Here is a 24,231-nt window from a genome sequence, read left to right on the forward strand (position 1 = left end):
AGGCTTGAGCGAGCCGCCCGACGCCAGCTGGGCCCACCGTCTGCGCGACTGGTGGATCGAGCAGATCATCCGACACCACCGCGTGGTCCTGGTCTTGGGCCTGGCGCTGACGCTGGTCGCGGGCTGGCTCGCCTCGCGTCTGAAGATCGACAGCGACATGCGCGCGCTGCTGCCCCGCGATCACGCGGTGGTCCACGCGATCGAGCACATCGAAGCCAACTTTGGCGCGGTCGGGTCGATCAACGTCGTGGTCCAGGGCGGCGCCGCGTCAGACCGCCACGCGCTGGCCGACGCGATCGCGACGTCGCTCGCGGACGAGCCGATGCTGCGCGAGGTCGATCACCGCCTCGCCAGCGACTTCTTCATCACCCACGCGCTCTACTACCTCGACGAGTCCGACATGGACACGCTCGTCGAGCGGGTCGAGGCCTGGCAGCACTACCAGTTCTGCTCGGCGGCGCCCGACGTGTGCATCGAGGCCCCGGATCCTGACGCCCCGGCGGCCCTGCAGCAGTTCATCGACGCCAAGCGCGAGGCGGTCGAGCAGCGCGCGGGGTTTCGCGACTACTACGAGCGCGCGGGGATCGACGCGCTGGTCCTGTTCTTGCGGCCGACCCACAGCTCGGCGGATCTCGACTACGCCGTCGAGGTCAGCGATCGGATGTCCGAGCGGGTCTCGCAGGTGTTCGCCCGCGCGGGCCCGTGGCACGCCGCCGGAGTCCGCTTCAACCTGGTCGGGCCCTACGTCAACAAGGCCGCGGAGCGAAAGATCATCGGCCGCGACATGGTCCGCAGCGGCGTGGTCGCGCTGCTCGGCGTGACCGTGGTCCTGTACCTGTTGTTTCGCTCGTGGCGGGCGATCGGGACCTTGCTGGTCCCCCTCGCCTGCGGCGTGACCTGGTCGCTCGGGGCCACGCAGCTGGCGATCGGCCACCTCAACTCGATCACCAGCTTGATCTCGTCGGTGGTGATGGGCATCGGCATCGACGCGGGCATCCACATCCTCGCCCGGGCCCGGCGCGAGCGCGAGGACCACGACAACCAGCCGACGATCCGGCGCGCGTTCACGGCCGTGATCGCGCCGTTGCTGGTCGCCTCGTGCACGACCGCGAGCGCGTTCGTGGTCATGGCCAGCTCGCAGTTCCCGGCGTTCGGCGAGTTCGGGGTCATCGCGGGGTTCGGCGTCGCCCTGTGTCTGCTGGCGATGCTCACCGTGTACCCGGCGCTGCTGGCCCTGGTCGGGATCAAGCCCGCGCGGCGGATGCCACCCGACGGGATCGGCGGCGCCACGCGGGTGCTGCTGGCCCGGCCGGGCCTGATCTTCACCGCGATCGTGCTGCTGACCCTGGCGTCGTTTCGGGGCATCGAGCACATGCGCAGCGACGGGTTCGAGCGCAACACTCGCTCACTTCAGAGTGACGAGACCCGCGACGCGACCGAGGCCGACGTGTTCTTGATCTCGGAGATCTTCGGCCGCAACGTGCACGCCAGCGTGCTGTCGGTCCCGACCTACGAAGAGCTCGAGCGGGTCTACGAGCGCGCGATCAAGCAGCACGCCCGCCGCGTCGCGGCCGACGACACCCGCGTCGCCGAGCTGGTCGCGGCGCCGAGCTTGATGCCGCCCAAGCACATCGACCAGCAGCTTCGGCACGCGCGGATCACCGCGATGACCGAAGACTGGAGCCCGCGCGTGTGGGCCCAGCTGCGCGGTGAAGACCCCGACGAGTCCGACGCGGGCTCGGACGGGTGGGACGACGAGTTCGAGCCGCTCGACGGTGGCGACGCTGGCGTCGAGTCGGACGGGGATCCCGATGAAGAAACGGTCGAGACAGCTGAGACAGCCGACCAGCCCACGCAGGCGCCCACGCCGACCGGCGGCCTCGATCCCAGCGACGGCGCGACCCTCCAGCGCATGCTCGAGGCCGAGCCCTTCGGCCCCGAGGATCTCCCGCCCGAGGCGATCGGCAAGCTGCGCGGCGACGACGGCAGCTGGGGGTTGTTCGCCTACCCCAACTACGACGCGGCCGACATCCTCACGAGCGTCGAGTTCATGCAGGAGGTCCAGGCCTACGCCGACGGCGCGGGGACCTTCGCGGGCGAGCCCACGGTCTACGCGACGATCTTCACGACCCTCGAGGACGAGTGGCCGGTCGTGATCGGCATGGCGCTCTCGATCATCGCGGCGTTCGTGTTCTGGCAGGTGCGCAGCGTCGGTCAGACGCTGGTCACGATCGCCCCGCTCGCGCTCGCGTTCTGGTGGACCTTCGGGATCCTCGGCGCCTTCGATCTCAAGCTCACCTTGTTCAGCGTGCCGATCCTCCCGGCGATCTTGGGGATCGGCGTGGACAACGGCGTGTACCTGACGGCCGCGATCCGCCGCGAGCAGAGCACCAACACCGGCCTGCACCGGTCCGTCGACGAGACCGGGCGGGCGATCCTGGCCGCGACCATGACCACGGCGATGGGCTTTGGCGCGTTCTTGGTGGCCGACAGCGGGGGCCTGCGAACGATCGGGCAGCTCGCCGTGATCGGGATCTTGTCGACGGCGGTCGCGTCGTTGTTGGCGGTGCCGACGATCGCCGCGCTGGTCCAGCGCCGCCGTGACCGGCTCGAGTGATCGCTCAGGTAGCGGACGGCACCTCGACCCCGAAGCCGTCGCCGCGCCGCTCGGGTGTCAACTGAAGCGCCGCTGACGTCGCCGAGATGTCGCTGCAGCACCGCCAGGCGGCGCAGCTAGCGATACTGGCTGAGCGGGCCCGCTCAGTTCTCGAGCTCGAGCGCGCCGAGCGAGAAGCACACGGCCTGATCGTGGGCCAGCTCGTTGCGCAGCTCGATCGTGGTCGCGCCCGCGCGGGCCTCTGCGGCCAGGTGAAAGTGCTCGCGCTTGCTCGCCCCGCTCGGCGTGTAGAAGTCTGCGTCCCCGGGCAGGCGCACGCTCAGGCCCTCGAAGGTTCGATTCTCGCGCACGAAGAACCCGGCGAGGTCGTCCTCGGCGCGCAGGCCATCGAGGTGGATCTCGAGGCTCCCGCGCCCGGGCACCTGCACGCGCAGACACCGATACAGGTACGGCGCTCGAAACGACATCGACCGACGCGGGCGGGCGTCGACGCTGGTGCACCCGGCCATCGCGTCCTTGCCCAGGGTCCCGTCGCAGCCGTCGGTGGTCGAGCGCGTGACCGAGTAGCCGCCGTCGTCGACCAGGTCGCTGCGAAACTTCAGCGTGCGACCGCCCGCGAGCCGCTTCGAGGACATGTGATCCTTGGCGATCTTGGTCCAGGTGTCCGCGAGCCGCTGCTGCTGGCGCACGTAACCGCCGATCAGCAGTCCGCCGAGGCCGATCAGCCCCAGCGCCCATGAGATCCGCAGCGCCCGGGGCGAGTGCAGACGCACCGCCAGCTGCAGCTCGCGGGACGAGAACAGCATGCCCAGCAGCAGCAAGATCGCCACGTTGCTGACCCACATCGCGGCGCGCTCGAGCGTGGGCGTGCGGTACTCGAGGGTGACCGTGCCCGGCCGCTTGAACGGCAGCTTGACGCCCGGGAGCCCGCGCGCGAGCGCGACCGGCTCGGGCCGAAAGCGCTTGCCGTCGTCGCGCACCGCCGACCACTTGCGGTACGGGCCCAGCGGGATGTCGACGCGCCCCGGACCCTCGACCGCGCCGACCGACACGGTCAGCTTGGTCGTCGACTCGCGCGTGACCTCGACCTGCGCCGGGTCGAGCTTGCCGATCACCACGTGGCCGACGGGGTCGGGTTTGTCGGCGTCGTCGGCACGCAGGCGGCCGAGCTTCCACACCCCAAACTCACCGACAGGCTCGAGCGCCTCCGCCAGCCGGATGTCGTCGGACCCGTGGGTCAGCGCGTGATCGTAGATGACGTGGGTGACCCCCATCAGCCGCAGCGCGTCGGGGCTGCGTCGGCGGACCTGGTACTTGTAGTTGACCGCTGGAATGTGGCCGTCGAGGATCAGCTTGGCGTCGGCGTCGGTGATCGCAAACAGCGGGTAGGTGCCGCCCCCCATCAGCCGGCGCAAGAACGCGACGTTGAGCTGGCGGGGATCCCCCGCGTCGGCGAGCAGCTGCGCCTCCGCGACCAGGGTCTCGGCCAGGGCCTGCTCCACCGCGGCGTGGGGCGAGCCCTCGAGCACCTCGACGCCACCGACCGGGCGCGGGGTCAGGCGGCCGCGATCATCGACGATCCCGACCAACAGCGGGGCCAGGCACAGCGCGGCCAGCAGCCGGGCGGCGGCCGGGCGCGGCGGCGTGACCACGCTCGCGGGGTGATCGCGATCGGGGATCGCCCGCAGCCGCGCCAGCAACATCGCCCCGCCGATCCCAGCGAACGCGTAGAGCACCGGCTTGAGCGCGATCGAGTAGCGCGGGAACTGCAGGTTCTTGAACGAGCTGACCAGCAGGTCCAGGCGGAGCACGGTGATCGACGCCTCGGATCCCAGGACCAGCAGCGCGCAGACCAGGCCGATCCCGAGCCAGGCCATCGCGCGACCGCGACGGATCGCGACGATCATGCCGATCACGCTGAGCGGCCCGACCCAGGCTCGGAAATTCCAGAACAGCTCACCAGCGAGCAGCGCGGTCGCCAGCTCGCCCAGCGGCTTCCATGGCACCGGGGAGCGAGCCATGGCCCCCGCGCTGGCGAGGAAGCTCAGCACCCAGCCCAGACACACCAGGCCCGCGAACACGTGGATCAGCAGCCACCAGCGGATCTGCCCGCCGGGCAGCTTGCGCATGGTCCCCGTCGCCCACAGCACGACCGGCCAGGCGACCGCCGAGGTCGCCGCGGTCAGCATCCCAAACGGGTGGGCGAGCACGCTGGCGCCCAGCAGCAAGCCGGCGAGCGTCAGGCTGCGCATGCTCGGGCGTCGCAGCGCCGCCCAGGTCGCCGGTAGCGACGCGATCCACAGCGCGCTCGACAGCAGCTGCGGCCACACCCCGTGGAACATGAGGTAGTTCCAGCCGCCCTCGCGACTCGCGCCTGGATCGATCAGCCACGCGATCGCAGCCAGCGCCCCGGCCCAGCGCGGGTCCAGCAGCTCGGCCAGCGGCGCGCGCGATCCAGGAGTCTCGTCCCCAGCTGGCGGCTGCTCGATCGCCTCACCTCGCAGCTCGCGGGCGATCGTCGACGCCAGCCACCACACCGCCCCCAGCGCCAGCACCCAGATCCCCAGCAGGCCCCAGGCGTAGCTGGTCCGCAGCGAGATCAACCCGAAGCTGAGCAAGTGAGCCGCGCCCGTGATCAGGTAGCCCAGGACCGGGTACGAGTCGCCAAACGGGTAGCCGGTGTTCAGCTGATCCGAGAATCCGATCAGCTCGCCGCGCGGGATCAGCTCGTCGACCAGGACCTTGGTCTGGAAGTAGTGGATCCCGTGGTCGCGCGAGGCCGGCGGGCGCCCGAGCGCGAGGTCACCCAGCAGCGAGAGCGCGAGCGCGGTGACCACGAAGATCGGCAGCCACCGACCGATCCGCGCGCGGTTGTCTGCGATCAACGGCAGCCGCAGCAGCGGCTCCGCGAGCCGGGGCGCGACCGCCAGGACCAGCGCGAAGCCAACCCAGCGACCGAGCTGGCCGCCAAGCGCGATCAACAGCACCGCCGCGACCACGCCGAGCCACGTATGAGCCTGCGCGGAGAGCCGCAAGGGCCCCCCACCACGCTCGCTGTCGGTCGGCCGCAACACGAGAGGCGGGATTTAGCACACCCCGCTAGCCCTGTAAGTCTGGCGCGACGCCAAACACCCAGTCCGCGTCGGCCCGGGGTGTGTGACAACCGATACAGTACCCGACCGCGCCCTGGTCGTTGAGCGTCCCGTCGAGCGAGGCGTTGGCCCACCACCAGTCGCCGTGCTCCGGGTCGTACCCGGCGGGGCCCTTGAACATGATCGTCATCCCGACCGGCTCCGCGCTGGCGTTGAGGTGCTCCTTGACGATCAGCGCGCCCGCGGGGAACGAGGCGGTCGCGTCGGGATCGTCGGGGTCGACGCTGCGGTACATGCCCGCGTACTCGCTGGGTACCCAGATGTTCACGGTGTCGGCGAGCCCGTGCTGGCTGGCTGCGGCGACCGCGTTGATCTGCTCGAAGCTTGGGTAGTCGAGCGCGGCAGCGACGACAGCTTCGGCGTCGACGCCGGCCTCCCCGGTCTCGCCCTCGCCCATGTCGCCCTCGGCACCGCCATCACACCCGGCGAGCGAGAGACCCGAACAGACCACGAGCACGGCAATTTTATCAGCGAAGGCACGCATGCCCGGCCGACGCTACCACCCCGAGAGTGGTTACACCGCCGGGCACAGCACGCCCGCCGCGATCAGCTGCGCGAGGCCGTGATCGAGCGCGTCGGCGTCGAGCTGCGCGAGGCTGGCCGGCAGCGCCAGCCCCTGCCGACCGGCGAGCGCGGCCAGCTGCGGCGCGGTCGGCCAGTGGATCCGCACCGCGTGGGGTGGGTGCAGCGATCGGTAGATGAACATCGTCGCCGGCTGCGGCTCGGGCACCGGCGTCGCGCGATCGAGCGCCAGCGCCTTGACGATCTTGGTGACCGGAAACGTATAGCCGCGCACGAACAGCCGGGCCTCGAACCCGTCCGTCTCACCCGCGGGCGCCGAGGCGGCCAGGTAGCTGCACATGTGATAGTCGGCGAGCTCCTCGAGCACCGCCGAGTACTCGCCGCGCTCGGCCCGACGCGCCGCCAGGAAGTCGGAGAACGCCAGCCCATACAGGTTGGGGTCGCGCGGCGCGGTCTGGTTGATGCGTAGGTAGTCGCTGACCAGTTGCGGCCACAAGCCCGGGTGATCCCGAGTGACCAGCGTGTGGACCGAGACAAATAGCTCACTCAAGATCCGGTCGAAGTTGCGCCCGACCAGCACCCGATAAAAGTCCAGGTTGTCCGAGCCCGAGGCCGACGCGCCGAGCCGCTGCTCGATCGCATCGACGCTGGACTCACCAAACAAGAACGGGGTGATCTCGGCGTAGAACCGGTCGAGGCTCATGCTTGGCCCCTGTCTAGCCTGTCTAGCTGGCGCTTGTCGATGATCGCGCGGGCGAGGTCGGCCTGATCGAGGACAGCGTCGAGCGCGGGGATCTGCGTGTCCCACTCGATCAGCGTGGGGCACGGGCCGCGGCGCTCGATCACCTCGCGGTACAGCGCCCAGACCTCATCGCAGACCGGCGCGCCGTGGTTGTCGAGCAAGCGCGGGCCCTCGAGCTTGTGGCCCGCGAGGTGGATCTGGCAGGCCCGCTCGACCGGCAGCTGCCACAGCAGCTCGCTCGGATCCAGGTCGTGGTTGCGCGCGTTGACGAACACGTTGTTGACGTCGAGCAGCAGCAGGCAGTCGGCCTCCTCGATCACCGCCGACACGAACGCGCCCTCGTCGAGCTCCGAGCTTGGCATCTGCGCGTAGTAGCTGATGTTCTCGAGCGCGATCGGCCGATCCAGCGCGTCCGCGAGCTCGCGGACCCGCGCGGCGGTGTGGCGCACGGCCGCCTCGTTGAACGGCAAGGGCAACAGATCAAAGGTGGTCCGGCCGCCGAGCGTCGCGAAGCACAGATGATCTGTATAAAAGGGTGCGTCAATCCGATCGAGCAGCTGGCGGAGCGCGGCGAGATACTCGTGATCGAGCGGATCGGGCCCGCCGATCGACATCGACACACCGTGAGCCAGGATCGGCCATCGCTCCGCGCACGCGTCGAGCATGTGCAGGTAGCGGCCGCCCTTTCCGACGTAGTTCTCGGGGATGATCTCGAGAAAATCGAGCGTGCGCTCGTGCTCGAGGATCTCCGAGAAGTGACGTCGGCGCAGGCCGATGCCTGCGCCACGTACTGGGCCGAGCAGATCAGCCGCCTTCGGTGCCGGGACAGCCAGCCTCGGTGCCAGGGCAGCCAGCTTCGGTGCCAGGGCAACCAGCCTCGGTGCCGGGACAGCCGGCCTCGGTGCCGGGACAGCCAGCTTCGGTGCCGGGGCAGCCAGCCTCGGTGCCCGGACAGCCAGCCTCGGTGCTGCCCGTCGCGGGACAGCCAGCCTCGGTCTCCTCGGTCTTGGGGGTCTCTTCGTTGTCTTTGCCGTCGCAGCCAGGCGCCACGATGACCGCCGTCGCAAACGCGGCGGCCTCCAGAATCGAAATTAGGCCTTTTTTCATTCTATCCTCGATGATTGTTGGGGGGAGATCCGGGCCGCCTACGCGCTCTCGCGCGCAGCGGTTACCGGGCCGGCCCTTCTACCATGTTTTCAGCTCGAATCAGGCTTCTGGCAGGGGTCGAGGGCGCTGGCGAACACTCGACGTCCCTGCTCGTCGAGGTGATCGAGCAAGTAGCGTCGCGCTCGGCACAATTTTGTCAGGCGTTGTTCGTCGATTCGGGTGTAGTCCAGCCTGGCGACCGGGACTCCCCGATCAGGGCAGACCGCGCGCACGCGCTTGCCCTGTTTCAGGGTGGGTTGGCTACCGTCGGGGCAGATCAGCGTGATCGCGGGGTCCTCGAGGTTGGGATCGACGCCGCCGTAGCCCTCGAGCACCACGGCGTCCATGAGCACCGTCTGTGGGGTGAAGAATCCACTAGCGTCGGTGCCCCGATTGACCAGGCCGTGCTCGCCCTCGACCGCGTTGTCGGGCCGCTCGTGGGCGTGGCAGCTCGCGCAGTCATTCTTGCGGCGGATGCTGGCCAGGTATCGCTCGCGTCGCTCGGGGGTCATCTTCGCCGCGGGCGGGATCGCTGCGAGCTCGCCGAGCAGCTCGTCGGTCGCGCGCTGGTGGGCCGCGGGATCCGAGCGCGGCCACTCGTAGCCAAACAAAGGGGCGTTCGGGCCCGGCTCGGCCCGTCGCAGGGTGTGCATCCACTCCTCGTGGTCGTCGCCGAGCCGGGTGCCACGCACGTCCACGACGCCGCGCGCACGATCGGCGCCGCGCTGCTCGACGCGATCGGCCACGGTCCCGGGCGGAAACTCCAACACCCAGCCACCCCGCGCCTCGCTCCAGCGGGTGTGGATCACCCCGCGCTCGGGGATCCGCAGCCACACCGCGACGTCGGTCGCCGCCGCCGTCGAGCTGGGCAGCTGGATCGGCGGGACCATCTCGACGAAGCCCTCCCGCTCCCAGTGCTGCGCGGGGTCGTCGATCGTGACCCGGCTGACCGGATCGCTGGGCCACGCGAGGTAGCTGCCCACCGCGATCGCGCCGAGCCCCGCGACCGCGGCGAGCACGATGTTCAGCGGTCGGGGCACGGCGCAGGGTAGCCCGTTTTTCAGGCTTCGGCGGCCAGCTGGGTGAGCGCCCGCAGCAACGCCGGATCGACACCGAGCTGTGCGCAGCGATCCCGGACCGGGTCCAGACGCCACTGCGCGGGCGCCAGGCTGCGGATCCGCTTGGCTCGCAGCAACAAATTTTTGGGCGTGTGGCTGCTGGCGACGAACTCGAGCACGCCGAGCTCGTATCCGCAGGCCTCGAGCAGCTCCACGCGCAGGCCGTCGGTGAGCAGCTCGCCCAACGAGCGCCGCAGCAGGCCCTGCTCGACGACGGCGGGGACCAGCGCGGCGCCCGTGCTCGCGCGTGCGCTGGCCTGGTCGAGCTGGCGGGCGAGCTCGGCCTGGCAGCAGGGCACGCACAGGATCGACTCGACGCCCGCGCGGACGGCCAGGGTCAGCGCGGCGTCGGTCGCGGTGTCGCATGCGTGCAGCGAGATCGCGAGGTCCGGCGCGCCGCCGAGGCCGTCGCGGACCGCGTCGAGCTCGAGCGACTCCAAGCTCGCGACCACAAACCGCGCGTGCTCGCCAAACCCGAGCTGCTCGGCGCGCGCGCGACTGGTGGTGATCACGTCTTCGCGCAGGTCCACACCCAGCAGCCGCGCGTCGATGCCCTCGAGCCGCAGCGCCTCGAGCAGCACGAAGCTCAGGTAGCTGTTGCCGCAGGCGAGATCGACGATCCGCAGCGGTCGCTCGCGGGCGTGGCCGGTCCAGGTCGGGCGGCACAGCTCGACGAGGTGGTTGACCTGCTTGTACTTCTTCGCGTTGCGGGCCGAGATCGTGCCGTCGGGGTTCATGATCCCGATCGAGCGCAGCAGCGTGGCGCTGCGGTCAGGTCGCAGGGCACGATCTTTGCCGCCCATGATCTTGTCGACGGTCTGCTCGTCGAGCTCGCGCTGCTTGACGTGGCCGTGGCGGGCGTCGACCTCGATCCGACGGCGTGCGTCGATTACGTAGGTGTGCTTGACCAGGCCCGCGTCGGCGGCGGTTTCGGCTTCGGTCATGAGCGCGCTGAACAGCGACGCCGCGCGGGGGTCGTCTCGTTGGAGCGGGCCGGGGCCTTCGAGCACGCGCTGCTCGTGATCGCCGGTCGCGGCCTGCGGTGCGCTGAACACCGCGCGCTCCCACCCGTGGATCAGTTTGCGCTCGAGCTTGGCGCGCGCGCGGGCGAGCTTGGGATGCTTCTTCACCACGCAGACATGGCAGAGCGCTCGGGTCCTGGCAAACCGCGGTCAACAGCCCGGCGCGCGCAGCCACGGCGGCGTGGCCATGTGCGCTGCCAGCTGATCGATGAACGCGCGGACCTTCGCCGGCAGGTGGCGCCCACTCGGATACAGCGCGTGGATCGGCACCGGCCAGCTCCACTCGTCGAGCACCTGAACCACCCGCCCATCCGCGAGCGCGGGCGCGACGTGAAAATTCGGCAGACACGCGATCCCCAGCCCGCACACCACCGCCTGAAGCAGCGCGGCGCCGCTGTTGGCGGTCATCGGCCCCGACACGCTCACCGTCCGCTGCTGCTCGCCCGCCTGCAGCTCCCATCGCGTCGGGTTCGTGCTGTTCGAGTAGAGCAGGCACGCCCGCTCGCTCAGCTGCTCGGGCGAGCTCGGCCTGCCCGTGCGCTCGAGGTAGCGCGGGCTGGCCACGACGATCCGCTGGGCCACCGCCAGGCGCTTGGCGATCAGACTGCTGTCGCTCAACAGCCCCGCGCGGACCGCCACGTCGAAACCCTCGGCGACCAGATCCACCGCCCGATCCAGGTACACGACATCGAGGCTCAGCCCCGGGTTGTCGCGGCCAAAGTCGGCGATCCACGCGGCCAGCCAGGTCACCCCCAGGGCGGTCGGCAGGCTGACTCGCAGGCGCCCGCGCGGCGTGGCCTGCAGCGCCATCACGTCGTCCTGCGCGTGCGACAACAGGCTCAGCCCCTCGGCGCAGGTCTCATGATAGACGGCGCCAGCCTCGGTCAGCGTCAGCTTGCGGGTCGTGCGATGCAGCAGTCGCACGCCCAGCCGATCTTCGAGGCGCGTGATCAACTTGCTCGCGTACGAGCTCGAGATCCCCAGCTGCTCGCCGGCCGCCGCGAAGCTGCCCGCCTGGACCACGGTCACGAAGGTCTCGATCTCGACGAGCTGGCTCATGCGCTGCGGCAGGGTACCCGAGTGACGCTCTCGATTCCGGCCTGAGTGTCACGAGTCTCATGCCGCTCGAGGCCCTAATCACCTCAGCTCTTCGGTCCTAGGCTGTGTTTCAGCGCTGCTGAAGCGCGAATGGAGACCTCATGAACACCCAATTGCGCACCATCCTCCCCTCCTTACTGTTGCTCGCGGCCTGCACGGAGCCCGGCTCCGGTCTCGACTCGGACACCACCTCGGAGTCCGGAGACACCGCTGCCGAGACCCAAGAATTCACCGCCTGCGACGACGAGTTCACGATCACGGACGCCAACCCCATGTACGCATGGACGCCCAACGCGATCACCCTCGAGTCCCACGAGCTGAGCCCCGGGGTGTTCGTGATCCACGACGCCAACGCCAACACCTACGCCCCCGCCGGGATCCCGCTGGCGACCAGCGGCGGGTTCGTCATCGGCGACGACGGCGTGCTGCTGGTCGAGACCATGGTCAACCGCCAGCTGTTTTGTCAGGTGATCGATCTGGTCCGCGAGCAGACCGACAAGCCGGTCCTGTACGCGATCAACACCAGCTTCCACGGGGATCACAGCTTCGGGAACGCGTATCTGCCGGACGAGGTCCAGGTCGTCCAACACGAGCGCACCGCCGACCACATCGCGGCCCACTTCGACGAGGACATCGCGTTCATGGAGAACGGCTTCGGCGCGGATCAGGGCATCGCCGAGGCGACCCCGGTCGCCGCCGACGTGCGGGTGACCGACGACGGCTGGTCCGTCGACCTCGGCGGCGTCGTCGTCGAGGCCCAGTACCACGGCTTCGGCCAGACCCACGGCGATCTGTTCGTGCATGTCCCGTCCGCGAAGGTGTTGTGGACCGGCAACCCGCTGATCGCCGAGGCGCCGGCCCTGCCCTGGCTGCTCGAGGGCCAGGCCCAGGCGGTCAGCGCCACGCTCGCCGCGGTCAAGGCCTCGGTCCCGGCCGACACCACGATCATTCCCGGCCACAGCCACCCGCTGGGTCTCGCGGACTTCGACTTCTCGATCGACTACCTCGACACGCTCGTCGACGAGGTCCAGACCGCCGTCGACGCTGGGCTGACGGTCGAGGAGACCGTGGCCGCGGTCAGCATGGAGCCGTTCCAGGGCTACGCGCTGTGGGATTGGATCCACAGCGGCGTCAATGTCCCGACGACCCACGCCGAGCTCGGCGGCTGAGCTGGACGACTCGACCACGCTAGCGCCGTTTGACGCTGGTCCCGGCAGGTGGTCCGATGCGGCATGCCGAGCCTCGCTCGCACCTCCTCCCGCCTCGCCGCTCGGCTCGCCGCTCGACTCACCTTGGGGTTGCCGCTGTTGCTGGCCTGTGTGCCACCCACGGCGGCGACGCCGTATCCGACCACGGCCCCGCCCGAGGGCGAGTCCAGCGAGCCCAGCGAAGCGCCGAGCCCGACCACCGTCAGCTTCCTGGATCGGCCCGTCGACCTCTCGCCGTTCCTGCAGGGCTTCCCGTACGCGCGCTTCAACGCCAAGCTCGAGCACGGACGCATGTTCGTGATGCACACGGGCACGCACTACCAGCTGCGCTCGATGCCGCTGCCCGAGCCTGGCGCCCCCCCGCGACCGCTCGCGCCCGACACCGCCGAGCCGGTGACCGAGGTCGACTGGTCGACGCGCAGCCTCTGGGGCCTGCGCATGCACCCGGCCACCGACACGCTGTGGCTCCACGCCGACGCCAACAACGACGAGCAGATGAACCTGTGGCGGATCGACATGGCGGCCCCGCTCGCCCAGCGGATCCCCGCGCAGATCACCACCGCCGACTACATCTACGGCTGGGGCCTGTCCGCGGACGAGAACCACGACCAGATCGCCTACCTCGCGCGCACCGGTCAGCAGGCGCCCTACCGGACCTGCCTGCACCTGCTCGACGCCAGCGATCCCAAGCGCGAGGGCGCCGACCAGGAGATCGTGTGCGACAGCCCCGAGCTGGCCTTCACGTGGTCGACCCCCCACTTCTCACCCGACAACCAACAGATCTACTTCGCGGCTCAGGTCGAGGGCGACCGCAAGCGCGTGCAGATCGTCGAGGTTGATCTGCGCAAGAAGTCGCGGCAGGCCAGGCCGATCACCGACACTGCGATCCCGCGCAGCAGCCCCGACATGCTCGACGGCTGGGTCGACGGCGAGCACCTGATCTACGTGTCCAACGAGGCCGGGTACGGCGACGTCTACAGCTGGTCGCGGCGGACCCGAAAGCACAGGCGCCTGACCCAGCACAGTGAAGAGCTGCTGGGGGCCGCGACCATGCAAGTCGGCTCGATCGACGCCGTGCTCGTCGCCCACGGGACCCCGGCCGGGAGCACGCTCGAGCTGCTCGACGCTGGCACGGGCAAGCTGCTCGGCCAGGCCGCTGCGCCCGGCAAGGTCGAGATCCTCGACGCCCACCAAGGTCGCGCGATCTGGTCGCAGCAGGCGCCCGACAAGGTGTATGAGGCCAACCTCGCCAGCTTCACTCAGGTCGACGGGGATCTGTCCCTGCAAAACGACACGCTGCTCGAGCTCCCCGCCGCGCTGGAGTCCGAGCTGGTCCGCTGCGTGCCCGAGGCCGTGAAGATCCCCAGCTTCGACGGCGAGCTGCTGCACGCGTTCGTGCTGCGCCCCAAGCAACCCCTGCCCGAAGGCCAGGCCGTGGCGATGGTCCGCTCGTTCTACGGCGGCGACAACGAGTGGACCCGCCACGACCATATCTTGTGCGCCGCGGGCATCACCGTGGTCTCGCCGGCCGTGCGCGGGTCGTCGGGGTTTGGCAAGGCGTTCGCGGCCCTCAACGATCGAGACCTCGGCGGCGACGAGATCGTGGATCTGTTCTGGGTCGCGCGCTGGATCGAGGCGGAGCTGGGGATCCCCAGCGCGCGCGTGGGCGTGTACGGCCGCAGCCACGGCGGCTACGCGACCATGCGGGCCATGACCTTCCCGCCCGCCACCAACGACCGCGACGAGTCCTACAGGTTTGGGTTTGGCCTGGCCGAAGCCGGGTTCTCCGACATCGTCGCGTTCCACGACGCGACCAACATCCCCGACTGGGTCGTGCTCGAAGCTGGCGACCCGAGTGTCCCCGAAGATCTGGCCCGGCTGCGCGATCGCAGCCCGATCAACCACGTCGAGCGGCTGGTCGCGCCGATCTTCCTGCTGCATGGTGCCAACGACTGGCGGGTGCCCGTTGCCGGGTCACGCGCGTTCGTCGAAGCGGCCGAGGCCGCGGGCAAGTCGGTCAGCTATCTCGAGGTCGAGGGTCAGGGCCATCACGTGGAAGGCCAGGCGCGGATCGTCGAGGCCTGGCAGGCCCGCTTCGACTTCATCGCGTCCGCACTCGCGGACTAGAGGAGTTTCCCCCCTGTCCCAACGACCAAAACGCACCGCTTTTCAATCTGTTAGCGGCCGTCAGGGGGGGTGTGATGGTAGCGTTGAAGTAACGTGGATGATCGACCACCGCGCGTGTTCGTCAGCTATAGCGACGACACCCCCCAGCACGCCGAGCGCGTGCTCGAGCTCGCCCAGTGGCTGCGGACCCACGGCATCGACGCCCACATTGATCAGTTCGAGGAGTCCCCCGAGGAGGGCTGGCCGCGGTGGATCTACACCCAGATCCGCGAGTCCGAGTATGTGCTGGTCGTGTGCACGCGGGGCTACCTCGAGCGCTGCGAGGGCGAGGTTCCGCGCGGGCGCCGGGCCAACCGGGCGGTCAAGTTCGAGTCGCACCTGAGCCTGCAAGAGATCCACGACGCCGAGGGCCGCAACCGCAAATTCATCCCGCTGGTGTTCCATGACGACGACATCGGTGAGTGCGTGCCGCTGCCGCTGCGCAGCGCCACCCACTACCGGCTTCCGGACCAGCGCGACGACCTCTACCGGCGGCTCAGCGACCAGCCAAAGATCCGCCCGGCCCCGCTCGGGACCCTGCGCACCTACGACGACGACAGCCGCGACGCGCTGTCGGTCGTCAACCCGATCCTCGCGAGCGAGAGCCTCGAGGCCCTGATCGTGACCGACAAGCCGGCCAAGCGACGCAAGCGGGCCTGGTCGTCGGGCCAGATCCAGCGGCTGCTCACCGTCGGCGCGTTCGGCCTGGCGTTCCTGACCACCGCGTTGTTCATCAACAGCGCCCTCACGCCCGATGACGGGATCGACGTCGACGGGACGACCTGCCGGATCGAGCTGACCGATCCAAGCGGCAACGCGATCAACAGCGACTACATCACGCTCGAGCTCCCGGCCGGGCAAGAGATCGCGTTCAACATCGAGAACGGCAACACCTTGCGGTTTCGGTGCCCGACCGTCGCGGTCCAGGCCCGGGTCCGCGTCGACACCCAGGCGGCCGAGACCGCCGTCAAGTCCGGCACGACCGAGGCCGACAACCCAGCGGCCGACGCGCCCGCTCAGCGGATGCTGGAGTCCACGTTCACGATCCAGCCCGAGCTCGAGATGCAGACCGTTCGGCTGGGCGTGCCACCCACCGAGCTCGCCCAGCCGCTCCCGGCCAACGAGCCCACGCCCGACGAACCCGACGACTCCAACGACTCCAACGACTCCGACGACTCCGACGACCCCGGGCCCGGCTCGCTCGACAGCCCGGTCAAAGATCCTGTCGGGCCTGATCGCAAGCAGCCGACCACCAAGCTCGGGACCAAGGTCGAGCTCACCCTCGCGCCCGCCAATCCCAAGCTCGAGCGCGTCCTGAAACCGAAGCTCGAGCGACTCACGGCCTGCGTCTCCACCCCGCCGAGCCCCGCGGTGAAGGTCTCGTGCGGCCTTCAGCAGGACACCGACGGAGCGATCGTCAACGTGAGGATCGACGACGCCCAGCTGCGCGCCCAGGACGTCGACGCCGCCGACTGTGCCCAACGCGAGCTCCGCTCGTGGGCGGAGGCCGGGAGCAAGTACGATCGCACCGGCTCTTCGACCGAGCTCACGCTGAAGTTCAGCGCTCGCTGACGACGCCCGCGCTCAGCCGAGCAGGCGGGTCCGCAGCGACTGATCGAGCTTGGCGATCCCCTCGCGCAGGGCCGTCGCGCGGGGGTCCTCGCGCGGCATGTCGAGGTCCATCAACAACAGCCCGTTGCCGCCGCCGGTCACCAGGTGCTGGCCCGTGATGTTGACCCCGACGTCGGCCACGACATGGTTCACGCGCGAGAGCACGCCCGGCACGTCCTTGTGAATGTTGACCAGCCGGCAGCCGCCGCGCAGCTCGGCGCCGTCGAGCGCGGGCAGGGTCAGGCAGCCGATCGTGCGCCCGGTGGTCATGTAGCCCACGAGCGCCTCGCTGACCTCGACGCCGATGTTGGCCTGGGCCTCCTGGGTGCTGCCGCCGATGTGGGGGGTGAGGATCACCGAGCGCTTGCCCTGCAGCGGCGACTCGAACCGATCACCCGCGGCCTTGGGCTCTTTCGGATACACGTCGATCGCGGCGCCGCCGATCTGGCCCTCGTCGAGCGCGGCCGCGAGCGCGTCGAGGTCGACGACGCTGCCGCGCGAGGCGTTGATCAAGTAGGCCCCGCGCTTGAACTTGGCGAGCTCGGCCGCGCCGATCATCCCGCGGGTCTGCTCGGTGTCGGGCACGTGCAGGGTCACGAAGTCGGACTCGGCCAGCAGCGTGTCGAGGTTGTCGACCGCGCTCGCGTTGCCCAGCGGCAGCTTGTTGATCACGTCGTAGTAGCTCACGCGCAGGCCCAGCGCCTCGGCCAGCACGCTCAGCTGCGAGCCGATGTGGCCGTAGCCAATGATCCCCAGCCGCTTGCCGCGGACCTCGTGGGCCCCCTTGGCGTCCTTGAGCCACGCGCCCTCGTGGGCCGCCCAGCTGCGCGCGAAGATCTGCCGCGACAAGATCACGATCTCGGCGATCACCAGCTCGGCGACCGAGCGAGTGTTGGAGAACGGCGCGTTGAAGACCGCGACGCCGCTGACGCGGGCGTGCTCGAGATCGACCTGATCCGTGCCAATACAAAACGCCCCGATCCCGACCAGGCGCGGGACCGCGTCGAACACCGACGCGCGGACCTGCGTCTTGCTGCGGATCCCCAGCAGCACCGGCTCGTCGCCGGGGATCGCCTGCAGGGCGCGGATCAACTCTTGATCGGCGAGCCCCGCGGTGCTGCGATGGACGTGGATATTGGCCCGCTCGAACGCAGGGTCGGCGGACTCGTGGATGCTCTCACTCAGCAGGACGTGGGCTCGCGGCACGCGGCGGAGTCTGCTGGTTTCGGGTGCGACCGGCAAGTGCCGCCAGGGCGGTCGCAGCCGCCCTCCTCGCCACCCGTCCGCTAGTTTGTTAGTGATCCGCTCACCCGTCATGTCCGAGCGATCCGAGCCGTCTACCACCGCGCCAAAAGCCCGACTGCTGACGGGCGACCGCCCGACCGGTCCGCTCCACCTCGGCCACCTGCTGGGCTCGCTGCAGAGCCGGGTCGCCATGCAAGACAGCCACGAGTGCTTCTTGATCGTCGCGGATCTGCACACGCTGACGACCCGGCCCGAGCGCGAGCGGATCGCCGAGCTCCCTCGCAACGTTCGCGCGATCGTGCTCGACCTGTTGTCGGTCGGGATCGATCCCAGCAAGTCGACGATCTACCTGCAGTCGGGGGTCCCCGCGGTCTACGACCTGGCGATCTTGCTGCAGATGCTGATCCCAGCCTCGCACCTGCGCTCGCTCGCCAGCATCGCGCAGATGGCCAAGATCGCCGGCGTCGACGACGAGCGGATGTCGCTGGGCCTGCTCGGCTATCCGGTCCTGCAGGCGGCGGACATCCTGATGGCGCGCGCGCAGCTGATCCCGGTCGGCGGCGACAACCTCGCCCACGTGGAGATCGCCCGCGAGGTCGCGCAGCTGTTCAACGAGATGTACGCCGACGTGTTTCCGCTGCCCGAGGGTCAGGCGTCGCGGGTCCCGATGCTGCCGGGGATCGGCCCCGACGGGCCCGCCGCCAGCAAGATGTCGAAGTCGGCCGGCAACACGATCAACCTGGGCGACCCGGCCGAGGTCGTGGCTCAAAAACTGCGCACGCTCAGCGGGTCGCGGCTGCGGGCGTTCATCGACGCGCTGTTCGACGATCCCGCCCAGGCCGAGGCGATGAGCGCCGAGCACCGCGCCGGCCAGCTCAGCGACGCGGCCGCGCACGAGCAGCTGATCCAAGCGACCGAAGCCCTGCTCGCGCCGCTGCGTGAGCGCCGGGCCGCGTTCGAGGCCGACGACGGGTTGATCGAGGAGATCCTCGTCGACGGCACGATCCGCGCCCGCGAGGTCGCCTACGCGACGCTGCAGCAAGTCCGCGAGGCGATGGGCCTCGAGCCGCTGTGGAAGGGCCTGATCGACGTGGCCGAGCGCCGCGCCCTGGCCCGTAAGAAGCCCTACTGACCCAACTCAGACACTTCAGAATTTTGCGGTCAGCGACAGCCGCGCGTTGATGGCGGGGCCCGGGACGTAGTGCAGCGTCGGCAGCGAGCTGGCCGGGCGCTGATGGTCGAAGTTGCTGGCAAAGTAGTACTCCCCCTCGCGCAGGCGCAGCCCGAGCACGTTCTCGATCGCCAGATCGACGAACACCCGCTCGAGGTGCCAGCCTGCGGTCGCGTCGAGCCGGGCCAGGCCCGAGCCGCGCGCGCCGTAGGGCAGCGGCCGCGGAGCCCAGCCGACCAGCGTCAGCCCGGCGCGCGCGCCGATCCGGTGGACGAGCCAGGCCCGGGCGCTGCCGACCAACGTGGGCGCCAGCGGGATCGGGTTGCGCGACGCGACAAAGCGCCCGTCGACCCAGGTCACGCTGCCGGCCAGGCCCAACCACGACAGCGGCCGGGACTCGACGCCGAGCTCGCCGCCGAGCCGCCGGGTCGCAGACAGCTGCAAGCTGGTCCGCGAGACATGATCGTAGATCGACTCGCGGCCGACGTAGGTCGCGAAGCCCACGACACGGATCTGCACGCGAGGATCCGGGCGCCAGCGCAGACCCAGCTCGCCGCTGTCGGACGCGCTGACCCGCGGACCCTCGTCGACGACATCGGTCGGCACGCCGACGCGCTCGGGGTCGTAGCTCGTGAACGCGCGGGCCTCGGGCGGACGAAACCCGCGGCCGTAGGCGGCGAACAGGTCGAGCTTGCGCAGCGCGGCCCAGCGCAGGTGGGCGCGGGGGCTCGCGGCCCAGCGCAGCCCGCCACCACGGGTCGTACTCGTGGACGCGCTCGGATCGAACTCGTCGACGTCGGTGGGGGCGAGGTCGCGGGCGTCGATCACGAATGCGTCGACCCGGACCCCAGCGCCGAGCTCGAGCGTGTCGGCGAGTCGCCAGCGCAGCCCGCCAAGGGCCCACACGTCGGCCTGGGCCGCGGTCAGCTCACGGGTGGTCTCGAACGGCCGGCGGTCGAGATCCACGCGGACCTCCGACTGCTCGAACACGTCACCGCGGACCCCGACGCCCGTGCGCAGCTCCAGCCGCGGCGTGACCTGGGCGTGGTGGTCGACGCGGAGCCCGAACGGCACGCTGGCGTGGCGCTGAACCCGGCGGTCGCCCTCGATCGGGCGCTCGAGGAAGCCCGTGAAATTCTCGAGCAGCTCGAGCCGCCGATAGCCGGACCAGGCCCGCACCTGCAGGTGCCAGCGCGCGCGAACCGTGAGCCAGTCGAGCGCCGCGTGGGCCCGCCGCGCGCTGCCGTGGCCGTTGTCGTGCGCGCCCCAAAACCCGATCCGGTCGGCCTCGTGGTCGCGCAGCGAGGTCGTACCCGGGAGCCCGAACTCGGCCGCGTGGGCGATGACCAGCGCCGTGAGCTCGTGGTGGTGACCCCGCCACAGCGGCTGGCGAGCCATGACCACGGCGCGGCGACTGTCGCGGCTCTCGCCGAAGCCCTGGTCGGTCATCACGTCGGCGGCGATGAAGCGCGAGCCGTCGCCCTGCGCGGGGCTGTAGCTCAGCAGCGTGCGGGCGCGCAGGGTGCTGCCGAGCTCGAGCTTGGCCCGTAAGCCGCGCGCGTCGACTGGAACGCCGAGGTGAAACCGGGCCGTGCCAGCCAGCGCGAACGGGCCCTGATCCAGACCGAACGGGCCGGGCAGCACCTCGACGTCGCTGATCATCTCGGGGATCAGCATCCCGAGGTCGAGGTAGCCTTGGGCGTGGATGTTGGACCACTCGTTGATCGGGACCCCGTCGACCTCGATCTCGAAGTCGAGCCCGTGGACGGCGTCGAAGCCCCGCAGGAAGTACTGCTGTCCCTTGCCCTCGGCCCCGTGCTGGACCATCACCAGCCCGGGCGCGAGCCGCAGCGTGTCCTCGGCGGTGCGGATCGGGGCGGCGTCGATCTGCTCGGGGGTGATCGTGGTCGCCGAGGCCGTGTCGGTGGGCACCTCGACGATGATCTCGCGGATCTCACCAGCCTCACCCGCCTCACTAGCCTCAGCCTCGCTCGCAGACTCGGGCTCGGGCTCCGAGTCTTCGAGCGGGTGGGCGAGCGCGGCGCGGCTGGCTCCGAGCAGGATCAGCCCGAGCGTGACCGTTCGCTTGTCCACGCGGCTGTTAGCTCTCGCAGTGACCTTCGCCGTCGACGTGGCCCATGGTCTGGGCCTGAGCGGACACGAACCCCCACAGATCATCGATCTCGAGGTTGCCGGGGTCGTAGGCGCCGAGGCCCGCGCTCGCTAGCTCGGCCTGGGTCACGATGCCGTCGGCGTCGGTGTCAGCCTGCGCGATCGCGTCAAACCGCAGGTCCGGCTCCTCGGACACGAGGCTGTCGTAGAACAGGTGATCCGCGTGCACGGTGATCTGCAGCTGCGCGACGGCGTCGCGTGAGACCTGCGTGAGGGTCTCGCAGTTGCTGTACTCGACGGCCGTGTCAAAGCTCCAGGCGAAGGTCTTCTCGACCCCGTCCTTGCTGGCGCGGCCCTCGATCTCGACCGCGGCGATGGTGAAGCGCGCGTCGTCGTGATCGCCGGTCGCCACCGACGCTCGCCCGATCAGCTGGCCCATGCCCTCGCTGGGCTGCGCGAGATCGAGGGGCGCGGGGTCGGGCAGGGCGACGCCAGCTGCGGACACATCGCGCAGCTCGACCTCGAAGCGGTCGAAGCTGACCGCCCAGCCGTCGGCGAGCTCGGTCGCGGGGATGCCCTCTTCGATGAATTCTTCACCCCACGCGCGGACCTCCAGCTCACCCTCCCCGCCTGTACATGCGGTGGTGAACGCGATCGCGGTGAGGCAGACCAAGGTAAATTTGTGAATGCGGTGTGAGATAATCATGGGTCTAGGTGGGTGATGGCGTCGAACACGTCGTGGGTCTGAAACTCGCGGCGAATCGCGTAGTAGGCGTCGCTCAGCGCGGCGACCTGCTGCGGATCGCCCTCGTCGGGATCGACCAGCAGCAACTGGCCATCAGCCTCGCCGTCGGCCGCATCGAGCGCGGCGAAGTCGATGCCATCGAACAGGCGGTCGCCCTCGAGCGAGTCGCGGAGCAGCATCCGCAGCCCGATCTCGAAGCTGCTGGCCTCGGTCACGCTGGCCTCGAACGGGGCGCCGATGATCTCGCGGTCGGGCGGGGAGTCAATGATGATCGTGAACGCGACCTCGGTCGTCGCGCCGTCGACGAGCTTGCTGGCGGTGCCTCGCAAGATCGCCGTGTGACCGATCAGGGGGTCGTTCGCGTCGATCCCATCGAGCTCCGGCTGGCCGCGACCCAGACCGAAGTTCAGGGCCGTGTAGTCACCGGTGATCAGCGTCGCGAGGCCGAGCTCGCGGCCGTCCTCGCTGGCAAAGTCGATCACGTGGGTGCCCGGGAGCTCACCGATCACCTCGCCGCCCTGCTGGTGTCCGGGGTGCGCCCACGCGCGAGCCTCGAGCAGACTGGCGAGTCGGCTGATCAGCTGCGCGCCCGCGGGTTGGCGCTCGTCGTGGAGCTCGCCTGCCGTGGTGAACAGCAGATCGGCGACCACCACCCGGGCCTCGTTCAGCTCCACGCCCCACCCGAGATCGCTGACCTCAGGTTCTAGGCCAGACCCGTCGACCACGACGGCGAGCTCGACGCGCGGCGCCTCGCTAGGCTGACAGGCCGCGAGCCCGAGGAGGCTCCACCCGAGCATGAGCGCGACGGCGCGCGGCGTGGGGTGACACATCGCGGGAGTCTCAGCGGCGCTGCCGCATACGTCAACAAGCGGCCGGATTAGTCCGCGAAGGTCCCGTCGATCATCTCGCAGTCGCGCTTGGCTCGGGCCGCGTTGGCGCCCTCGTAGTAGTTCATGGCCACGCCGGTCGCCGCGAGCGTGCACGTGGCGATCACCGCTTCGCCTGGACACGGGCCGTCGCTCAGCTCGATGCCCTCGAAGCAGCGCGGCTCGATCGCGCCTTTGTGTCCGGTGTAGTCGATGCACACCCGACGTGGCTCGCCGCCTGGCTTGCTCACCAGCTCGCGTTGATCACAGCGGGGGCCGCCCTCGGGCTCGGCCGGTGGCGTTGGCTCGGCGATCTCGACGGGCGGCTCTGGTGCAGGCTCGGGCTCGACCGCGGCCGGCTCGGTGATCGGCGGCGGGCTCGGTTGCCGGGTCGCGGCCGGATCGCTCGTGGCCTCGTCGCAGGCGAAGCCCGCGAGCAACACGAGACCACACAGCAAGGGCAAGCTGGCGCGCCGGGTCGGCATCGGGCGACCATATCGAGCGGACGGGGCCCGGGCCATCTTCACGACGCCGGCCCGGTCGAGAGCGCCGATCAGACCGGCGTGACACACGCGTCCCCGCGCCCTCGCGCCCGCTCGCCCGCAAATTCAGGCCCCGGGCGGCTCGGTCTTGAACAAGCAATTCAACGCTTGCTCTGCCGAGATGACCCCGCTATATAAATCTCGGCATTGAAAACGACTTTCAATGCCGAAGTCACCGCCCTCCGCACACCGTCATGCTCGTCTGCATCTGCAAAGGCGTCTCCGACCGCCGCATCACCGAGGAAATCCGGCGCGGCGCGTGCACCGTCCGGCAGATCCAAGAGTGCTGCCAGGCGGGCACAGATTGCAAATCGTGTGTCCGGCAGATCCGGCAGATGCTGACGACCCACAGCCACGCGCACCAGCCTGCGACCGACTCGCCCTGAGTCGCGCGGGTGCGCTCGGGGCCGGTGAGCACGTCCGATCTTGAAAGCCAGTTTCATTTGATCGCGCGCGCCCGCTGCTGCTGAAAATGCCGTTCGAGTTCGTCGGCGTCGTTGCGAGTGCCGGCGCACGGGCCGTTGAAACGGTCGCTGCGCTTGCTACGGTGCCGCCAAGATGAAGGGCAAGACAGAGATCATCGAGCTGCTCAATGAGGTGCTGACCGCGGAGCTGACCGCGATCAACCAGTACTTCATCCACGCCAAGATGTTGCAGAACTGGGGGTTGAACAAGCTCGCTGCCCACGTGCGCGCCGAGTCGATCGACGAGATGAAGCACGCGGACGAGCTCATCGATCGGATCTTGTACCTCGAGGGCATCCCCAACCTGCAGCGCTACAACAAGGTCAACGTGGGCGAGACCCCCAAAGAGCAGCTCGAGCTGGATCTCCAGGTCGAGTACCAGGCGGTCGAGCGCTTCAACCGGGGCATCGCGCTGTGCCGGGACCTCGGCGACAACGGCAGCCGGGAGCTGCTCGAGGGCATGCTGGTCTCCGAGGAAGGCCACGTCGACTGGCTCGAGACTCAGCTGGATCTGATCGCCCGGCTCGGCGAGACCGCCTACCTGGCCGAACAAATGTAGGAGACTCGCGCGGGTGTGCGCGGCCCCGTGGCCGGGGGCTTCGTCTCTCGTCGGCTCCGCTCTTGCCGCGGTCCCTGCACGGGAGCCGAGACCCGCCATCGGGTAGGGCTGCGAAATCGCTCGGT

General features: G+C 69.7%; 20 protein-coding genes. 7 read left to right on the top strand and 13 right to left on the bottom strand.

The annotated features are described in order from the left end of the window. Nucleotides 1–4 precede the first annotated feature (4 nt). Entirely contained in the window at nt 5–2,617 is a 2,613-nt protein-coding gene (locus ENSA7_RS20965; protein ID WP_106091095.1) for an efflux RND transporter permease subunit, read from the top strand. A 143-nt stretch (nt 2,618–2,760) separates the two neighbouring features. Here ENSA7_RS20965 and ENSA7_RS20970 read toward each other — a convergent pair whose 3' ends face one another. The 8 genes from ENSA7_RS20970 to ENSA7_RS21000 form a co-directional block, all read right to left on the bottom strand. Further along, entirely contained in the window at nt 2,761–5,691 is a 2,931-nt protein-coding gene (locus ENSA7_RS20970; RefSeq protein ID WP_146157944.1) for a putative glycosyltransferase family protein, read from the bottom strand. Between the two features lie 25 nt (nt 5,692–5,716). Then, nucleotides 5,717–6,253: a cytochrome P460 family protein gene (locus ENSA7_RS20975; RefSeq protein ID WP_146157945.1), complete on the bottom strand. Its 537-nt coding sequence runs from the start codon at nt 6,251–6,253 to the stop codon at nt 5,717–5,719. Nucleotides 6,254–6,283: 30 nt separating this feature from the next. Continuing rightward, nucleotides 6,284–6,994: a hypothetical protein gene (locus ENSA7_RS20980; protein ID WP_106091098.1), complete on the bottom strand. Its 711-nt coding sequence runs from the start codon at nt 6,992–6,994 to the stop codon at nt 6,284–6,286. Continuing rightward, nucleotides 6,991–7,908: an MNIO family bufferin maturase gene (bufB, locus tag ENSA7_RS20985; RefSeq protein ID WP_342352834.1), complete on the bottom strand. Its 918-nt coding sequence runs from the start codon at nt 7,906–7,908 to the stop codon at nt 6,991–6,993. Before bufB ends, ENSA7_RS20980 begins: the two co-directional genes overlap by 4 nt. After that, a complete protein-coding gene (locus ENSA7_RS43985) occupies nt 7,838–8,140 on the bottom strand; it encodes a hypothetical protein (protein WP_181233965.1) in 303 nt (100 codons plus the stop codon). The genes bufB and ENSA7_RS43985 overlap by 71 nt, the downstream gene beginning before the upstream one ends. An 89-nt stretch (nt 8,141–8,229) precedes the next feature. Continuing rightward, nucleotides 8,230–9,219, bottom strand: coding sequence for a hypothetical protein (locus ENSA7_RS20990; RefSeq protein ID WP_106091099.1), 990 nt, complete (start codon nt 9,217–9,219; stop codon nt 8,230–8,232). Between the two features lie 20 nt (nt 9,220–9,239). Beyond that, a complete protein-coding gene (locus tag ENSA7_RS20995; protein ID WP_106091100.1) occupies nt 9,240–10,427 on the bottom strand; it encodes a class I SAM-dependent methyltransferase in 1,188 nt (395 codons plus the stop codon). A 42-nt stretch (nt 10,428–10,469) separates the two neighbouring features. Further along, a complete protein-coding gene (locus ENSA7_RS21000) occupies nt 10,470–11,378 on the bottom strand; it encodes a LysR family transcriptional regulator (RefSeq protein ID WP_106091101.1) in 909 nt (302 codons plus the stop codon). 140 nt (nt 11,379–11,518) lie between these two features. On the opposite strand from ENSA7_RS21000, the gene ENSA7_RS21005 reads away from it, so the two are divergent. The 3 genes from ENSA7_RS21005 to ENSA7_RS21015 all read left to right on the top strand — a co-directional run bounded on the left by ENSA7_RS21005 (nt 11,519) and on the right by ENSA7_RS21015 (nt 16,363). Next, complete coding sequence (locus tag ENSA7_RS21005; RefSeq protein ID WP_106091102.1) at nt 11,519–12,586, top strand: MBL fold metallo-hydrolase; 1,068 nt, start codon at nt 11,519–11,521, stop codon at nt 12,584–12,586. Nucleotides 12,587–12,649: 63 nt separating this feature from the next. Continuing rightward, on the top strand, nt 12,650–14,752 hold the full coding sequence (locus ENSA7_RS21010; RefSeq protein WP_146157946.1) for a S9 family peptidase: 2,103 nt from the start codon (nt 12,650–12,652) through the stop codon (nt 14,750–14,752). 93 nt (nt 14,753–14,845) lie between these two features. After that, on the top strand, nt 14,846–16,363 hold the full coding sequence (locus ENSA7_RS21015; protein WP_106091104.1) for an SEFIR domain-containing protein: 1,518 nt from the start codon (nt 14,846–14,848) through the stop codon (nt 16,361–16,363). Between the two features lie 12 nt (nt 16,364–16,375). On the opposite strand, the gene serA is transcribed toward ENSA7_RS21015, so the two are convergent. Further along, nucleotides 16,376–17,608: a phosphoglycerate dehydrogenase gene (gene serA, locus ENSA7_RS21020; protein WP_244923855.1), complete on the bottom strand. Its 1,233-nt coding sequence runs from the start codon at nt 17,606–17,608 to the stop codon at nt 16,376–16,378. A gap of 109 nt (nt 17,609–17,717) precedes the next feature. On the opposite strand from serA, the gene trpS reads away from it, so the two are divergent. Further along, nucleotides 17,718–18,779 carry a tryptophan--tRNA ligase gene (gene trpS, locus ENSA7_RS21025; protein WP_181233956.1) on the top strand — a complete coding sequence of 354 codons (1,062 nt, stop codon included), beginning with the start codon at nt 17,718–17,720 and terminating at the stop codon, nt 18,777–18,779. 15 nt (nt 18,780–18,794) lie between these two features. Here trpS and ENSA7_RS21030 read toward each other — a convergent pair whose 3' ends face one another. From ENSA7_RS21030 to ENSA7_RS21045, 4 genes are read right to left on the bottom strand one after another with little or no spacing between them, the layout of a single operon-like run. Further along, nucleotides 18,795–20,912 carry a TonB-dependent receptor gene (locus ENSA7_RS21030; protein WP_181233957.1) on the bottom strand — a complete coding sequence of 706 codons (2,118 nt, stop codon included), beginning with the start codon at nt 20,910–20,912 and terminating at the stop codon, nt 18,795–18,797. A 7-nt stretch (nt 20,913–20,919) separates the two neighbouring features. After that, nucleotides 20,920–21,636 (bottom strand): hypothetical protein, encoded by a 717-nt coding sequence (locus ENSA7_RS21035; protein WP_106091106.1) that lies wholly within the window; start codon nt 21,634–21,636, stop codon nt 20,920–20,922. Then, on the bottom strand, nt 21,633–22,505 hold the full coding sequence (locus tag ENSA7_RS21040) for a hypothetical protein (RefSeq protein WP_106091107.1): 873 nt from the start codon (nt 22,503–22,505) through the stop codon (nt 21,633–21,635). The genes ENSA7_RS21035 and ENSA7_RS21040 overlap by 4 nt, the downstream gene beginning before the upstream one ends. A gap of 47 nt (nt 22,506–22,552) precedes the next feature. Next, a complete protein-coding gene (locus ENSA7_RS21045) occupies nt 22,553–23,026 on the bottom strand; it encodes a hypothetical protein (RefSeq protein WP_106091108.1) in 474 nt (157 codons plus the stop codon). A gap of 251 nt (nt 23,027–23,277) precedes the next feature. Between ENSA7_RS21045 and ENSA7_RS46170 the strand changes: the two genes are divergently transcribed. Together ENSA7_RS46170 and bfr are read left to right on the top strand one after the other, a co-directional pair. After that, nucleotides 23,278–23,469, top strand: coding sequence for a (2Fe-2S)-binding protein (locus tag ENSA7_RS46170; RefSeq protein WP_106091109.1), 192 nt, complete (start codon nt 23,278–23,280; stop codon nt 23,467–23,469). Between the two features lie 172 nt (nt 23,470–23,641). Then, nucleotides 23,642–24,106, top strand: a complete 465-nt coding sequence (bfr, locus tag ENSA7_RS21055) for a bacterioferritin (RefSeq protein ID WP_106091110.1) — start codon at nt 23,642–23,644, stop codon at nt 24,104–24,106. Nucleotides 24,107–24,231: the final 125 nt, after the last annotated feature.

This window comes from Enhygromyxa salina (genome assembly GCF_002994635.1).
GTDB classification, from domain to species: Bacteria; Myxococcota_A; Polyangia; order Nannocystales; family Nannocystaceae; genus Plesiocystis; species Plesiocystis salina_B.